This is a genomic window from Pseudokineococcus sp. 5B2Z-1 (assembly GCF_037482305.1).
GTDB lineage: Bacteria > Actinomycetota > Actinomycetes > Actinomycetales > Quadrisphaeraceae > Pseudokineococcus.
This window is the reverse complement of sequence record NZ_JBBHZG010000002.1, coordinates 196,106-211,499: the sequence shown is the minus strand read 5'-3', so window position 1 is coordinate 211,499 and position 15,394 is coordinate 196,106. Positions and strand designations below refer to the sequence as shown.

11 protein-coding genes are annotated in these 15,394 nt (G+C 73.0%); 2 read left to right on the top strand and 9 right to left on the bottom strand.

Annotation, left to right across the window (positions count from 1 at the left end; all coding sequences use genetic code 11):
- Positions 1 to 5 precede the first annotated feature (5 nt).
- Complete coding sequence (gene nhaC / locus WDV85_RS05155) at positions 6 to 1,529, top strand: Na+/H+ antiporter NhaC (RefSeq protein ID WP_339569612.1); 1,524 nt, start codon at positions 6 to 8, stop codon at positions 1,527 to 1,529.
- Positions 1,530 to 1,999: 470 nt separating this feature from the next.
- Here the strand turns inward: nhaC and WDV85_RS05150 are convergent, their stop codons facing one another.
- The gene (locus tag WDV85_RS05150) at positions 2,000 to 3,220 is read right to left on the bottom strand and encodes a glycoside hydrolase family protein (RefSeq protein ID WP_339569611.1); all 1,221 of its coding nucleotides are present in this window, start codon (positions 3,218 to 3,220) and stop codon (positions 2,000 to 2,002) included.
- Positions 3,221 to 3,576: 356 nt separating this feature from the next.
- Between WDV85_RS05150 and WDV85_RS05145 the strand changes: the two genes are divergently transcribed.
- Entirely contained in the window at positions 3,577 to 6,555 is a 2,979-nt protein-coding gene (locus tag WDV85_RS05145; protein ID WP_339569610.1) for a BTAD domain-containing putative transcriptional regulator, read from the top strand.
- Between the two features lie 343 nt (positions 6,556 to 6,898).
- Here the strand turns inward: WDV85_RS05145 and WDV85_RS05140 are convergent, their stop codons facing one another.
- The 8 genes from WDV85_RS05140 to WDV85_RS05105 are packed head-to-tail and all read right to left on the bottom strand — an operon-like array spanning position 6,899 to position 15,246.
- Positions 6,899 to 8,299: an NADH-quinone oxidoreductase subunit N gene (locus tag WDV85_RS05140; protein WP_339569609.1), complete on the bottom strand. Its 1,401-nt coding sequence runs from the start codon at positions 8,297 to 8,299 to the stop codon at positions 6,899 to 6,901.
- A gap of 12 nt (positions 8,300 to 8,311) precedes the next feature.
- Positions 8,312 to 9,799 carry a complex I subunit 4 family protein gene (locus WDV85_RS05135; protein ID WP_445263228.1) on the bottom strand — a complete coding sequence of 496 codons (1,488 nt, stop codon included), beginning with the start codon at positions 9,797 to 9,799 and terminating at the stop codon, positions 8,312 to 8,314.
- Positions 9,800 to 9,813: 14 nt separating this feature from the next.
- Positions 9,814 to 11,817: a proton-conducting transporter transmembrane domain-containing protein gene (locus WDV85_RS05130; protein WP_339569607.1), complete on the bottom strand. Its 2,004-nt coding sequence runs from the start codon at positions 11,815 to 11,817 to the stop codon at positions 9,814 to 9,816.
- Positions 11,814 to 12,116: an NADH-quinone oxidoreductase subunit NuoK gene (locus WDV85_RS05125; protein WP_339569606.1), complete on the bottom strand. Its 303-nt coding sequence runs from the start codon at positions 12,114 to 12,116 to the stop codon at positions 11,814 to 11,816. Before WDV85_RS05125 ends, WDV85_RS05130 begins: the two co-directional genes overlap by 4 nt.
- Positions 12,113 to 12,703 (bottom strand): NADH-quinone oxidoreductase subunit J, encoded by a 591-nt coding sequence (locus WDV85_RS05120; RefSeq protein WP_339569605.1) that lies wholly within the window; start codon positions 12,701 to 12,703, stop codon positions 12,113 to 12,115. The genes WDV85_RS05125 and WDV85_RS05120 overlap by 4 nt, the downstream gene beginning before the upstream one ends.
- Positions 12,700 to 13,635, bottom strand: coding sequence for an NADH-quinone oxidoreductase subunit H (locus WDV85_RS05115; RefSeq protein WP_339569604.1), 936 nt, complete (start codon positions 13,633 to 13,635; stop codon positions 12,700 to 12,702). The genes WDV85_RS05120 and WDV85_RS05115 overlap by 4 nt, the downstream gene beginning before the upstream one ends.
- Complete coding sequence (locus WDV85_RS05110; RefSeq protein WP_339569603.1) at positions 13,628 to 14,890, bottom strand: hypothetical protein; 1,263 nt, start codon at positions 14,888 to 14,890, stop codon at positions 13,628 to 13,630. Before WDV85_RS05110 ends, WDV85_RS05115 begins: the two co-directional genes overlap by 8 nt.
- Positions 14,881 to 15,246: an NADH-quinone oxidoreductase subunit A gene (locus tag WDV85_RS05105; RefSeq protein ID WP_339569602.1), complete on the bottom strand. Its 366-nt coding sequence runs from the start codon at positions 15,244 to 15,246 to the stop codon at positions 14,881 to 14,883. The genes WDV85_RS05110 and WDV85_RS05105 overlap by 10 nt, the downstream gene beginning before the upstream one ends.
- Positions 15,247 to 15,394: the final 148 nt, after the last annotated feature.

Sequence of the window (15,394 nt, the reverse complement as noted above, 5' to 3'; positions counted from 1 at the left end):
CCCCGATGACGCAGGCCCTCGACACCACTCACGACGACCGCGGCGACGAGCCGCCCGGCCCCGAGGAGGCGCGCAGCGACGCCCGCCGCCCCAGCGCCAAGGTCGCCGCCGTCCCCGCGCTGATCGCGCTGGCGATCTTCGTCGGCGGCATCGGCGTACTCGGCTACCCGGCCGAGCTCATGCTCGTCCTCGCCGGCGTCCTGTTCGCCGGCTTCGCCGTCGCCCGCGGCGCCCGCTTCGAGCAGGTCGTCACCGGCATGGGCGAGAAGATCAAGCAGGCCCTGCCCGCCATCCTCATCCTCTTCATGATCGGCGTGATCATCGGCTCGTGGATGGCGGCCGGGACCATCCCGCTGCTCGTCTCCTACGGCCTGCGGGTCATCGACCCGTCGTTCCTCTACGTCCTGGCCTTCGCGACGACGGCCGTCGTCTCCACCTTCACGGGGACCTCGTGGGGCTCGGCCGGGACCATCGGCGTCGCGCTCATGGGCGTGGCCGCCGCGATGGACGTGTCCCTCGCGGTCACCGCTGGCGCCGTCGTCTCCGGCGCGTACTTCGGCGACAAGATGTCGCCGCTGTCGGACACCACCAACATGAGCGCTATCGCCGCCGGGGCCAACCTCTACGAGCACATCCGGCACATGCTCTACACCACGATCCCCGCCTCGGTCCTCGCCGTGGTCGTCTACCTGCTCGTCGGCCGCTCTCTCGGCGGCTCGGACGCCCAGCTCGGCGACGTGGAGGCGATCCTCACCGAGCTCGACACCTCCTTCGTCCTCACCCCGTGGTTGCTGCTGCCGCCGCTCGTGGTGCTCGCCGGGTCGATCCTGCGCAAGCCGCCGCTCGTCGTGCTCTTCGCGTCCTCGACGGTCGCCGTCGTCCTCGCGCTCATCGTGCAGGGCTCATCGCTGGGCACCGTGCTCGCCGCGACGACGTCCGGCTTCACCACCGACATGCTCCCCACCGGCGGCGAGGCCAGCGACGCGCTGACGACGCTCGTCGAGCGCGGCGGCCTCTACTCGATGTACACGGCGACGTTCTTCGTCTTCGCGGCCTTCTTCTTCGCCTCCGGCCTCGAAGCCTCCAAGGTGCTGCGAAGCCTGCTCGAGCCCGTCGTCAGCCGCCTGCGCTCCACCGGCGGCGTCGTCGTGACGACGCTCGTCTCCGGCTTTGCCATCGTCAGCGCGACGTCGAACGCGCTCATCACCTACTTCCTCGTGCGCGATCTGTTCGGCGGCGCCTTCGCCCGCCGACGCCTGCACCCGGTCAACCTCTCCCGCAGCATGGAGGACTCCGCGACCCTCACCGAGGTCCTCATGCCCTGGACCGTCTCCGGCGTCTTCATCGCCACCACCCTCGGCGTCGGCAACTTCGAGTTCCTGCCCTGGGCCGTCACCAACTGGGCCGGCTTCCTCTTCTCCGCATTCATCGCCGTCCTCGCGCCGGTCACGGGCGGCTTCGGCATCCGACGGCTCGGCGACGCCGACGCGCACGCCCACCGACAGACGACGGAGGACGCGCGCGCCTGAGCGACCGCACAGCAGAGCCGCCGCGCGAAGGGGGACCTGTCGGGCTAGAGCTCGGCGCCGCGCCGCGTGAGGTCGACGCACGTAGGTCGACGTCGGCAAGTCGCCCCTACCGACCACGCGGCCGTCACCACGACGCGTCTCCGCGGGCGCTGATACGGACTGTGCTCTGCTCGTGCAGCACTCCTAATCGTCGAGGTCGCTCCGCGCGAGCCCTTCCGCCGGGGTCGACTGGCTGCTGCCCGTCCGGACCGAGCCTCGGCGATGACCACCACGGTCGCGCGGCTGCGCCTGCGGGCCGCCGCCCGCCGAGGCGAGTTGTTTCAGCGGCGCGGCCGGCTGTTGCTGCTGAGGACGACGGCCCCGGCTAGCGGCGGAGGGACATCGGCGTCCACACAGGCGACGACTCCCTCGCCAGTTCCAGTGATGTGCTGGCGAGGGAGTCGACCCGAAGGTGTGGCGTGAGCCCTTGCTCAGCGCCTCACGCAGACGGTCACCTTGCTGGCGTCATAGTCACCAGAGGAGAAGATGCGGCCCTCGCGCTGACGCCGCTTGTTGAGGCCGCAGCTGAACTTCCCGCTCACCGTCGAGAAGTTGAGCATCCGATCGGGGATCGTCGGATAGGCGCGGGGGCCAGAGCGCAGAGCGGTGACGAACTCCGTCGGCCGCCCCCTGTATCGCAGCAATGCCCCCGGACCCATGTTGTAGACCATGCTCGCAATGGCGTCGTACTCGTGCTGGTTGACGGGGACACCGCTGAGGACCTGCCCGGTCTGGTCGCGGTAGCGGCCCATCAGCTCGGAGCGGAGCAGCCCTAGGGCCACCGCCCTGCTGATAGCGGGCTTGCCCAGCTCGCGGCGGGTGCAGGGGCCGCGGTGCACAAGGTGCCCGTAGCCGACAGTGCAATTGGGGGGACTCGAGGGGTCGTTGTAGTGCCTGCCCGCGTGCCCGAAACCCTCCTCGCCGGCGACGAAGGCGACGCCCTTGTCACTGATGGTCCAGGTACGTCCGTCACGGCGGGCGCTGGGCTTCGAGCCGCCACCGGCGGCCTTGCGCGCTCCCTCCTTGTCGCACCGCGGCAGCGCAGCCGCCATTCCATCCCTGGCGAGCTTCAGGTCCAGGTAGCGGGCGGGGACCCAGTTCCTGTCCGCGGTCCGGGCCCAGGTGTGGAGGCCGGGTCCCGTCGGGCCACCGAGCGCGGTGCACACGACGGGGACAGCCTGGGACTTGCGGTAGCGGTCCACGACGTCGACGTCACCCATGCTCTTCGACCTTCTCGAGTTGAGGTCGTCGAGAGCGCGAGCCTTGAGGGGGATGGTGCATGTGGGGACGGAGGGTGCGACGCCGCGCTGACCGCCCGCGTGAGCGAGGTACTGGCCAGCCACCCAGAGATGATCAGTCGTGAGCGCCCAAGTCGGGTCCCGGTAGCCCGTCGTCCCGACGCTCTTGCACACGACGGCGACCGGCGTGGTCGCGGCGTACCGATCCCTGTAGGCGTGGTCATCTGGGTTCCGGGTAAGCCTGCCGTCCAGCGCCGTGACGGCGGTGTGGACTGTCGGCCCAGCCGCGGTCACGGCAGCTGGAACGGCGGCGACCTCGACAGCGGAAGCGGCGGGGGTGGCGAAAGTGGCGGTGAGCGCGAAGGTTAGGCCGGCGAGCACGCCGACACGCAACGCGCGGTTGGTCGTCATCATGATTGTTCTTTCCTCTCGGTGTCGACCCTGACGACGCCCCTAAGCGAGCTTGCTCGATCAGGCAGCGAGGGCATGGGTCTAGTGGTGTAGGCGGGTGCCCGCGGATGCACCCGGACCTCCGCGGAGCGGCTCCTACAAGCTGGCGTGCTCCGACAAGGAGCAGATCGGTCTTCTTGAAGGCGCCGCGCAGGTACCTTCTCGAGGGCGCCTTCCGGCGCACTGAAACCCGACTGAAGTCCCATCTATCTCGTTGCCGCGGGTGGGTGGCAGGCGCCTGGTCTCCATCGCCCGTGGGGCTCCAAGGGCCTCTGCAAGACTGGAGTGACTCATGACGGCCCGAGGAGGGCGCACGAGCTATGAGCCACGGGCAGCAGGCCCCCACCGAGCACAGCGCGAGACTGCGCGTGCGGCTCCTCGGGGCTGTCCATGTCGAGGGGGACGACGGGCTCCAGCCTCTTCAAGGTGCTCGAAAGCTGGCCCTTGTGGCCCTCTTGTCGCTACGGGCGCCGCAGGTTCTCAGCAGCTCGGAGATCATCCACGCGCTCTGGGGTGGACGGCCGCCGGAGTCGGCCCACAACACCTTGCAGGTTCACGTGTCCGGAGTGCGCAAGCTCCTCGGGCGCCACGTCATCCAGACCTCAGGCGCTGGCTACCGGCTCGGGGCCGGCGTCGAGGTCGACGTGCATGACTTCGAGGCGCTCGCAGCTCGCGGCAGGACGATGCTCACCCGCGGTGACGCCGGTGCCGCGTCCTCTGCCCTACGAGAAGCCTTGTCCTTCTGGGCTGGGCCAGCGCTCCACGGCCTCGGGTCCGCCGCCTTCGCCGACGCGGAGAGCGACCGCCTCGAGACGGCGAGGCTGCTGGCGCTGCAGCACCGCATCGAAGCCGACCTCCAGCTCGGTCGAGACCGCGACGTACTCCCAGAGCTGCAGGGGCTCGTGGCGACTCACCCTCTCCTCGAGGATCTGCGCGCGCTGTTGATGGACGCCCTCTACCAGTGTGGGCGTCAGGCCGAGGCGCTGCGGGTCTTCGACGCGGGGCGCAGGCTGCTCCGGGAGGAATTGGGTGTAGATCCTTCGCCGAGGCTCAAGCGGGCGCAGCACCGCGTCCTAGCGCAGCCGGAGGCAGAGGGGGCGGTACAGCGAGAGGCGGGCACACGCCCTCGACTCTGGCGCCCCACCCCAGCGCCGATGCCACCCAACCGGACGATCGGTCGCGATGAGGACGTCGCTGCCGTCGCACATCTCCTCGAGGGCCCCCGAGCCCGTCTCGTGTCGCTCGTCGGCCCAGGCGGGGTCGGCAAGACGCGTCTCGCCCTCGAAGTCGCGCAAGTGGTGCAGCACCGCTTCAGGGACGGTGTCGCCTTCATCCCGGCGGCGCAGGCGGAGAGGAGTCAGGACGTCGCCACGGTCGCCTGCCAGGCACTAGGCGTGAGCGCCGGGGAGGACGCGCGATCGTCATTGGCCACCGCCCTCGCCGGACGAGACGTACTCCTCGTCTGGGACAACTTCGAGCACGTGCTCGACGCGGCGGACCTGCTGTCACAGCTTCTCGCGGAGACGCTGGGTGCACGATTCCTGGTCACGAGCCGACAGGCCCTCCATCTCCAGGCGGAGACGAGGTTCCCTGTCCTTCCCCTTCCCACGGAAGTCGCGTCAGGACGTGCAGGCGCGGTCGAACTGTTCATCGAGAGAGCGCGCGCAACCGACCCGCGGCTCAGACTGACCGCCGAGGAGATCTCTAGCGTCTCCGTGATCTGCGCCCGGTGCGATGGCTTGCCGTTGGCAGTCGAACTCGCCGCCGCCCACGCGGGCAGCATGACGGCCGCTGAGCTCGCGGACGAGCTAGCGCTGTCGGACGGACTCCTGTCGGGTGCGGGTCGCGACTACCCGGACAGGCAGCGCAGCCTCCGCGCCAACATCGCCTGGAGCGTCGACCTCCTCCCGGCCGCGGAGGTCGACTTCCTCGCCAGGATGACGGTGTTTCGGGGCGGCTTCACCCTTGCCCGGGCGGCGTCCGTGACCGGCATGGACACCGCGACAGCGCTCGCCCACATCGAGAAGCTGAACGTCTGCAGCCTCGTCCAGCAGCAACGGTCGCCCGGCGCGCCTCCGCGCTTCTTGCTCCTGGAGAGCGTCCGCGAGTACGCAGCAAGGCTTCTCGACGCCGCGACCACGGATGAGGTCAGCATGCGGCACGCTCTCGCTTTGCGCGCCTTCCTGGATCCCCCGCAGCATCCCGCCCGATTGCCCCGGCTGATGCATGACTACCCGCACTGGCTGCTCGAGCGTTCCAATGTCCGCCGAGCTGTCAGATGGGCTCGGTCGGCGGGCGAGGCGTCTCTGCACGCTGATCTCGTCGTCGGCGCCTTCGGACTCTGGTTTTCCAACGGCCCTCGCGGCGAGGTGGAGGAGTGGTTGGAGCACGTCCTCACTACTCCTGGTGTCCCCGACGGCCGCCGCTGCGACGCCTACTACGACATGGCCAGGTTGCGGTCGCGGCGTAGCGGCACGGCGTCTGCCCAGGAGATGCTGCGCGCCGGCCTCGAGATCGCTGAGGCAACGAGAGACCGTCGCCGCCTCATGTCGTGCCTGTGCTTCTCCGCCGTCCTCCGTGGCTGGCAGAAGCACCACTCGCAGGCCTGTGTCGACCTGGAACGTGCCCGGACCATCGCGCACGAGCTTGGTGACGTCGATTGCTTGGTCGAGCTGTACGAAGCAGAGGGTGCAGTCCTCTACCTCGCGGGCGATCTGGACCGCGCGGCCGTCGCGTACGGGGCAGCAGTCGAGCTGGCGAGCCCCCTCGGGCTGGCCCGACAAGCCTCCTTTCTCAACCAGTACAGCGAGTCGGTCATGCACACATCACCTCTCCGTGCACTCGAGGCGGCTGAAGAGGGTTACGCGCTGGCCCTGGCTGTCGGCGAGCGAGATGACCTCGCCTCCTTGTTGTCGAGCCGCGGCTTCGCCCGTCTGCTCCTCGGTGAGCACTCCCTCGCCGTCGCCGACTTGAGCGCCTCGGTCGGCGACGACTTGGCGCAAGGCGGCCTGATGGACGGCCTCGACACCCTTCCTCGACTCGCAGCCGCCTTGGTCCCCGGTGACCCGGTTCGCGCGACCGCAATGCTCGGCGCCTACGAGGTGGCGGTGGAGGGGGCGACGGAGGGTGAATCCGCGGCCCTCGTCCGCCGTGAGTGGCTGGGCGGACTCGCGGACCGACTCGGCGAGAGGTACGAGCCCAGCCTCGAGAGTGGGCGTCGACTAGTCCACCGCCTGGGGCCGGTCGAAGCCCTCCGTGAGCTCTGCACGCCGCCGGGGCCCGCTGGCGACGGGCCGTGACGTCTGCCGGCGCCCTCGCCAGTCGATACACACCGCGAAGACGCGCTGCGGCGACTCGTCGGCGGTCATGGTTCCCGCGCTGACAGTCCCTTTGGAAAGTCCGTCTGATCGGGACTCCAGTGACGCACGCTTTCCTGCGGGGATAGCGGTCGATCTTGACGGTGATGAAGATTCAGCGGGCGCGGCGAAGCCGCTCCGCTCGAGGGTCACCTGGACGGGTGGGGCAGTCGCTGAGAAAGGCCTTCGTCGTCCTGGAAGTAGCCGGCGGCGGCGACGGCGGTCTCGGCGCTAGCGACGTCCTTGCGGGCTACTCAGGCCGTCGGCGGCACCTCACCGACCGACATCAGACTGCCGGCCCGACGACGAGCCCGAGCACCACGCTCGCGGCTCCTCCCGCCACCGCAGCCCTCGTGGCCCACGCTCGCTTCGTGGAGGGCTTAGCGGCCACCTCCCCACCGCGGAACACCAGCGCGGCCCACCGCAGGTAGTACACGAGGCTGGCCACGGTGTTGACCACCAGCACCACCGCCAGCCACCCCGCCCCGCCGTCCCACGCCGCGGTCGCGACGAGCAGCTTGCCCACGAACACCGACGTCGGCGGCGTCCCCAGCAGCCCGAGCAAACTGACCAGCAGAGCCCCCGCCAGCCACGGGTGCGCACGCGCCAGCCCGCGGTAGTCCTCCAACGACTCCCGCCCTGGCAGCGCCGCCACCACCGCGAACGCCGTCAGGTTCGTCACCGCGTACGCCGCCAGGTAGAACAGCAGCGCCGGCTCGGCGAGCTCCGTGCGCCCCACCACGGCCACCGGCAGCAGCAGGTACCCGACCTGGCTGACCGTCGACCACCCCAGCAGCCGCCGCACCGCCGTCTGCCCCAGCGCAGCCAGGTTGCCCAGCGTCATGCTCGCCACCGCGAGCACCGCGACGACGAGCTGGACGTCCACCGCCGCCGGCATCGCCTCCACCAGTCGGAAGACCGCGACCAGCGCGCCGACCTTCGGCACCGTCGTCAGGAACGCCGCCGCCGTCACCGACGCGCCCTGCGCGGCGTCCGGCACCCAGAAGTGCCCCGGCACGCCCCCGGCCTTGAACATCAGCCCGACCAGCACGGCCACCGCGCCCGCCGCGACCGCCCCGGCCGGCGCCCCCGCCAGTGCGTCGGTCAGCTCCGCGTACCCGGCCTCGCCCCCGCCGACGCCGAGCAGCACCGTCACCCCCGCCATCAGCACGATGCCGAGCAGAGCCCCCAGCAGGTACGTCTTCATCGCGCCCTCGACCGCCGGGCCCGTCCGCGCCTGCCCCACCAGCGCGTACAGCGGGATGCTCCCCAGCAGGAACGCCACCACGAGCACCAGCAGGTCCGCCGCCCCGCCGAGCACCACCGCGCCCGTCGCCGACAGCAGCAGCAGCGCGTACATCTCGCTCTCCTGCCGGTGCCCCGCCACCTCCTCGACGCCCAGCCCGATCACCAGCAGCGTCGACGCCGCCACCACCAGGCGCACCACGCCCGTCGCCGTGTCGACGTCGTACGTCCCCGAGAACACGGGCCCCGCCGGCGACGCCAGCCCGACACCCGCCGCCACCGCCGAGGCGAGCAGCGCCGCGACGGCCACCAGCCGCACCCGCCACTGCTGCTCGCGCGGGGTGAACGACCCACCGACGAGCGCCACCAGCGCCCCGACGAGCAGCAGCACCTCGGGCAGGACGGCGACGACGTCCGCGCCCATGCTCATCGAGCCGCTCATGTCCACAGCCGGTCAGCGCCCCACCAGCGCGACGACCATCTGCGCCGCCGGCTCGACGACCTCGAGCAGCGGCCGCGGCAGCACCCCGATGAGCGTCGCGAGCACGAGCAGCGGCGCGACCGCCAGGAGCTCGGACGCCCGCACGTCGCCGACCGACGCCGTCAGCTCGCCCGGCTCCCCCGTCAGCAGCCGCTGCACCGCCCGCAGGAAGAGCGCCGCCGTCAGCAGGATCCCGACGAGCGCGACCGCCGTCCACGGCACCGCCGCGATGGACCCGGCGAAGACCTGCACCTCCGCGACGAACCCCGACAAGCCCGGCAGCCCCAGCGAGGCGAACGCCGCGACGGCGAACATCGCCGAGTACCGCGGCGCCCGGCCGGCGAGCCCGCCGAAGCGGCTCATCTCGTAGGTGCCGGCGCGGCGGTGCAGCATCCCGGCGAGGAGGAACAGCGCGCCGGTGATGAGGCCGTGGCTGACCATCTGCGTGACCGCACCCGTCACGGCGAGCGCCCGCGCCTGCTCGGCGCTGCCCCCGACGACGCCCGCGGCGCCGACCGCCACGACGACGTAGCCCATGTGGTTCACCGACGTGTAGGCGACCATCCGCTTGAGGTCGGTCTGCGCCAAGGCGACGAGCGCGCCCCACACCACCGACACGACGCCGACGGTGATGACCACCCACGCGAAGGACCGCCATGCGTCGGGGAGCATCGGCATCGCGATCCGCACGAAGCCGTACGTGCCCATCTTCAACAGCACCCCGGCGAGCACCGCCGACCCGACGGCGGGCGCGTCGGTGTGCGCGGGCGGCAGCCAGGTGTGGAAGGGGACGGTCGGCGTCTTCACCGCCAGCCCCACGAGCACCGCCGCGAGCACGAGCCCGCTGGTGATGCCCGTGCCCACGAGCGGCGGGTCGGCCGCGAGCTCGACCATGTCGAAGGTGCCCGACGCGACGTACAGGCCGATGAAGCCCAGCAGCAGCGCCAGCGAGCCGAGGAACGTGTAGAGGAAGAACTGCAGGGCCGACTTCTGCGCGTTGCCATGGCCCCAGCCCGCGATGGCGAAGTACATGCCGACGATCGACAGGTCGAAGAAGAGGAAGAAGACGATGAGGTCGGCCGCGGCGAACAGGCCGAGGCACGTCGTCTGCAGGAAGCAGAACAGCGCCGCCTGGCTGCGCGGGCGCGTGCTCTCCCGCAGCGCGTAGACGGCGCACGCCGCGAACACCACGGCCGTCAGCGCCATGAGCGGCAGCGAGAGCCCGTCGAGGCCCACGTGGTAGCTCGCCCCCAGGCCGGGGATCCACTCCACCTGCTCGTCGAAGGCCAGAGCGCCCGCCCCTGATGCACTGAGCGCGGGGGTCTCGTACCGCGCCCACAGGACGCCGACGAGCAGCACCTCGACAAGCGTGACGCCGACCCACGCCCACGGGGCGACGGCGTCGGGCAGCCCGCGCGCCACGGCGAGGACCACCGCGGCCACGAGGGGCAGGAAGATCATCAGGCTGAGCACGCTCACCTCAGGGAGACGTAGAGGACGAGACCGACCGCCGCGGCGCCGAGCACCACGACGAGCTGGGCGTAGTAGTCGTGCAGCTGCCCCGTCTGCGCGCGGCGCGCGAAGCCGCCGAGGCGCTTGGTGCCGGCGGCGACGCCGTGGACGGCGCGGTCGACGCCGTCGTCAGCCCGCGTGACGACGGCCGCGACGCTCGTGGTGCTGCGGGCGGTGGCGCGGACGCCGTCACCGAGGCGGTCGTCGGCGGAGCCCGCCGCACCGGCGGTCCCGACGACCCCGCGCGCCAGGCCGACGGCGCCGCGGCCGAGGGCGTCGTCCGCGCGGGCGGCCTGCTCGGCGAGGGCGAGCACCCAGCGGACGACGGCGTTCGTCGCCGCCCCCAGCCCCAGCCACGCGCGTACCCACGCCGGCTCGGGCAGCCGCTCGGCGCGGACGAGGAGGACGACGGCCGCGAGCGCCGCGACCGCGACCACCCCCGAGACGACGAGCTCGAGCCCCCCGGCGCCCGCCGCGGCCGGGTCCTGCCCGAGCACTCCCGCCAGGAGCCGCACCTCGGGGGGCAGGCCGAGCACCGCCAGCCCCAGCGCCGCGAGCGCGAGGACGACGAGCGGCGCCTGCGCGAGCCGCGGCACCTCGCGGGTGCCCTCCTCCTCGCCGTCCCAGTGCTCGACGACGTCCTCGACCTCCTCGCCGCCCCGCGCCCGGCGGAAGACCACGACGAGGACCTTGCCCGCGTACGCCGCCGACAGCGCCGCCCCGAGCAGCCCGACGGCGTAGAGCGCCGGCGAGGTCTCGAGGGCGACGGCCAGGACGGCGTCCTTCGTCGTCCACAGCGCGAACGGCGGAACGCCCGCCAGCGCGAGCGCGCCCATCGCGGCGGCGCCGCCGACCACCGGCCAGATGCCCGCGGCGCCGCGCAGCCCGGCGAGCTGCTTGGTGCCGAGCGCCGTCAGCCACGCGCCGGCGACGAGGAAGAGCAGGGCTTTGACCGCCGCGTGCGCGACGAGCTGCGCCGTCCCGCCCGTCACCGCCCCGACCCCGGCGGCGAGGACGACGAAGCCGAGCTGCGCGGACGTCGACGCGGCGAGCAGCTGCTTGAGGTCGCGCTGCGCGAGCGCGACGACGCCGAGCGCCACCGCCGTCACCGCGCCGACCCAGGCGGCCGCCGTCGCCGCCCACCCGGTCGCGGCGAGCAGCGGCTCGACGCGCAGCAGCAGGTACCCGCCCATCGCGACCATCGCCGCGGAGTGCAGCAGCGCGCTCACCGGGCTCGGGCCCTCCATCGCGCGCGAGAGCCACCACGAGAACGGCAGCTGCGCGGCCTTGCCGAGCGCGGCGACGAGGACCCCGGCGGCGACGACGTCGCGCCAGCCGGGCGGGAGGGCGGCGAGGTCGGCGAGCGCCAGGCCCATGCCGGTCGATGAGCCGCCGCCGAGGAGGCCGCCGCCGACGGCGCCCGCGAGCGCGACGTAAAGCCCGAGGTCGCCCGCGCGGGTGGTGACGAACGCCGTCGTGCCCGCGGAGACGCGCCGGTCCTCGCGCCACCAGAAGCCGACGAGGGCGTACGACGCCGCGCCCATGACCTCCCACGCGAGCAGCAGGGCGGGCAGCGTCGTCGCCGTCGCCGTCAGGGACACGGCCGCGGTGAAGAGGAGCATCAGGCCGGCGAAGCGCGCCCGGCCGTCCCGGACGTCGGCCCAGGCGAAGACGAGCACGAGCAGCACGACCGCCGCGACGGCGGGGACGACGACGGCCGACAAGCCGTCGACGCCCAGGCCCAGCGGCGCGCCGGCGAGGAAGGGCGCCTGCGCGCTCGGGCGCCCGGCGGCCACGAGCGCCGCCAGCCCGAGCGCGGCCGCCCCGGTGGCGACGGCGACGGGGAAGGCCGCGCGGTCGGCGACGGCGCGGCCGCGAGGGCCGGTCGTCGTCCCGGCGAGCGCCAGCACGACGCCGACGACCGCGGGCCCGAGGACCAGCAGCACGAGGGCTAGCTGCGGCGTCACTGCTTCAGCTCCGCGGCCATGTCGGTCATGTCCGCGCCCGACGTGCGGTGCAGCAGCAGCGCGACGGCGAAACCCATGGCCATCTCGACCGTCATCGCCGCGAGCACGACGACGAGCAGCACCTGCAGGCTCGGCTCGGGCGCGGTGAACCACCAGAAGCCCGCCGCGGCGAGGACGACGCCGTTGAGCATGAGCTCCAGGCCCATCATCACCATGACGACGACCTGCTGGGACAGCGCGCCGTACAGCCCCACGGAGAACAGGGCCGCGGCGAGGATGAGGACCACCTCGAGGGTCACCGGCGGGCCCCCTTGAGGTCGTCGCCGAGCCGCTCGTAGCGGCCCTGCGCCTGGGCGAGGACGACGCCGGCGACGATCGTCGCGAGCATCACCGGGCTCACGACCATCATGACGAGCATGTGGTCGCCCATGAGGGCGTCGCCGAGGGAGTACGTCGTCTCCCCCGGGGTCCTGGGGGGCGCCGACGACCGCTGCGGCCAGTCGACGAGCAGGATCCCCACGGTCAGGACGGCGAAGGACGCCCCCGCCGCGACCAGCGCCCGCCGGTTGCTGTGGACCATCGACATCGGCATGAGCGCCGGGTTCATCCCCATGAGCATGACCATGAAGACGCCCATGACCGCCATCTCCATGAGCATCATGAGGACGACGACCACCCCGATGTAGTCCAGGTGCAGCGCCACCACGGCCGCGCCGACGGCGACGAAGGACGCAGCGAGCAGGTACGTCGCGCGCGCCATCGAGTCCACCCGGAAGACCAGGGCTCCGGTGACGACGGCGACGACGCCGAGCGCCGTCACCGCCACGCCGCGCAGCACGCCGAGGTCGGGCAGCGGCGTCTCGAGGACGGACCGCAGCAGGCTCACGACCGCACCACCACCACGACACTGACGACGAGCAGCTGCAGCAGCGCCGCGGGCAGCAGCACCGTCCAGCCGAGGGTGAGGAAGCGCTCGGGGCGCACGTCGGGCAGGCGGCGCCGGACGACGACGAGCGCCGCGGTGAGCAGCGCCGTCTTCACGAGCACCCACAGCCACCCGGGCAGGAGCGGCCCGGACCCGCCGCCGAGGAAGAGCGGGACGGCGAACGCCGCCCCGGCGACGAGCAGGCCCGCGCGCCCGGCGAGCACGAGGAGCCGGTCGACGCCGGACAGCTCGGCGAGCACGCCACCGCTGATGGCCGGCCCGCCCGCCGGGGAGAGCGGCCCGCGCACCGAGAAGGCGAGGACGCCGACGCAGTAGACGAGGAAGGCGACGGGCATCCAGACGACGTAGGGCAGGTCGTGTTGGCCGCCGGCCACGTCGCCGACCCGCAGGCTCCCCGCGGCGACGGCCGGCGCGGTGAGGGCGAACATCAGCGGCAGCTCGTACGCCGTCGCCTGAGCGAGGAAGCGGTACCCGCCGGTCAGCGACCACGCCGCGTTGGGCCCCCACCCGGCGAGCCAGACGAGCACCCACACGAGCACGTCGACGGCGTTGAACCAGACGACGCCGACGCTCGCGTCCGCGAGCACCCACTCGCCCAGCGGCACGACGGCGACCATGAGCAGCGGCGCGACGGCGAACCCGCCCACCGCGACGTGCCGCAGCAGCGTGTCGGCCGCGACCGTGGTCCGGCGGCGCTGGCGCAGGAGGCGCGCGGTCTCGACGAGGGGGTGCTGCGCACCCATCGACGCCGGGCGGCCGGCGGCCCGTGCGGCGAGCGCGCCGTCGAGCGCGGTGACGCCGAGCGCCGCCGCCCCGAGCAGCACCGCGGCGAGGAGCACCCACGGCGCGGCGACCTGCACGACGTCACCCATGGGCGTGCCCGTGGTGCGCGTGCTCGTCGGTGCCCTTGTCCTCATCGCTGCCGTCGTCGTCGCTGTCGTCGTCCTCGTCGTCGCGGGGGGCGAGGGCGGCGAGGTCGTCGGCGTCGAGGGCGTCGGTCCGCAGGTCGAGCGCCGCGACGAGCAGCCGGGCGCTCACGACGTCGACGCCGACCAGCCGCTCGGGCAGTGCCTCGAGCGCCGCGCGGGTGCGCCGTCGGGGGTCGTCGTCGGGCGCGTCGGGGTCGAGGAGGCCGAGCAGGAGCGTCCGGACGTCGTCGCGAGTCCGACGCTGCGCGTCGAGTCCGAGGTCGCGCCGGTCTCCTGGCGCTGAGGCCTGCGCGGCGTCGGACTCGGCACCGGACGTCGGACTCGACGTCGCGACGTCCGCCTCCCGCAGCGCCCAGGCCAGCACCCGCGAGCGCTCCATCCGCCCCCGCAGACGCGCCGCTCCACCTCGGACTTCGTGCGCTTCTTCCGTCCCCGGAGCCCCTGAGGACGTCAAAAGGCTACGAAGTCCGCTGGGAGAGGGGGCGGAGCGCGGCGAAAGGCTACGAAGTCCGGCAGGGAGGGCGGCGTCGCGGAGGCGGACGGCGCGGGCGGCGAGGTCGTCGGCGCCGGCGAGCCGCAGCACCTGCGCGGCGGCGTGGAGACGACGGGCGACGTCGTCCGCCATGTCTCGGTGCGCAGGGGCACCCGGCAACACCTCCACCCGCGCGCGGACGACGACGTCACCCGACAGCACCGTCCGCAGCACGAGCCCGGCGGGCCAGTCCGGCAGCACCGGGCCGAGGGGCACGCGGAGGACGTCCATCTCCAGGCCGTCGCGGAGGTCGTCCTCCCCGCCAGCGAGGTCAAGGCCCGCGGGGTGCATGTCGTCACCCGGCTCGACGCCGTCGGCGACGAGGTCGCGCGAGGCCGCGTCGGCGCGCTGGGCGTCGTCGTCGAGCAGCGACGCCGCCAGCCCGTCGAGCACCCCCGCCACCTCGGACGGCGCGGCCACCGACGCCCGCGCCCGCGGCCCCGGCAGCTGCGCCCACGTCCGCTCGAGCACCTCGCCCCAGCCCTCGCCCGGCGTCCCGCAGACGACGAGCGCGTCGGCGTCCGCGGGCGACGACGCCGCGCGCCACCCGCGCTCCGCCATCGCCCGCTCGACGGCGACCCGCGCCGCCCAGCCCCCGGGCACCTCGACGAGCAGCACGGCCGTCCCGCGCACGGCCCACCGGGCGAGGACGTCTCTCACTGCCACGAGAAGGCCCCCTCGCGCCGCGCCCACAGCACGCCGAGCAGCAGCACGCCGAGGAAGACGAACATCTCCACGACGGCCGAGATCCCGACGTCTGCGACGACGAGCACCCACGGGTACATGAAGAGCATCTCGACGTCGAAGGCGAGGAAGACGACCGTCACCGGGTACCAGCGCGCGTGGTACCGCGAGAGCGCGTGCTCCGGCGGGTGCCAGCCCGACAGCCACGGCCACGCCGTCAGCCCGCGCGGCGCGACGGCGGTGAGCCGGTGCACGGCGAAGGCGCCCGTGACGCCGACGGCGCCGAGCACGAGGACGGCGAGCAGCCCCGCCCACCCCGACGTCGCCGCGTCAGCCACGCCGCGCCCCTCCCTCGAGGCCGACGGCGGGGCGGTCACCCGCCGACGGGGAGGACGAAGCACCCCGCTCACCGGTGGCCGAGCCGCTGACCTGCGACGACGCACAGCGACGTGAGTTTCGTCCTCCCCGGCGGCGGAGCTCGGCGGC

Bases quoted from the DNA above. Each gene is read 5' to 3' on its own strand.
- nhaC (WP_339569612.1), top strand. From the start codon at position 6: ATGACGCAGGCCCTCGACACCACTCACGACGACCGCGGCGACGAGCCG.
- WDV85_RS05150 (WP_339569611.1), bottom strand. From the start codon at position 3,220: ATGATGACGACCAACCGCGCGTTGCGTGTCGGCGTGCTCGCCGGCCTA.
- WDV85_RS05145 (WP_339569610.1), top strand. From the start codon at position 3,577: ATGAGCCACGGGCAGCAGGCCCCCACCGAGCACAGCGCGAGACTGCGC.
- WDV85_RS05140 (WP_339569609.1), bottom strand. From the start codon at position 8,299: ATGAGCGGCTCGATGAGCATGGGCGCGGACGTCGTCGCCGTCCTGCCC.
- WDV85_RS05135 (WP_445263228.1), bottom strand. From the start codon at position 9,799: ATGATCTTCCTGCCCCTCGTGGCCGCGGTGGTCCTCGCCGTGGCGCGC.
- WDV85_RS05115 (WP_339569604.1), bottom strand. From the start codon at position 13,635: ATGGGTGACGTCGTGCAGGTCGCCGCGCCGTGGGTGCTCCTCGCCGCG.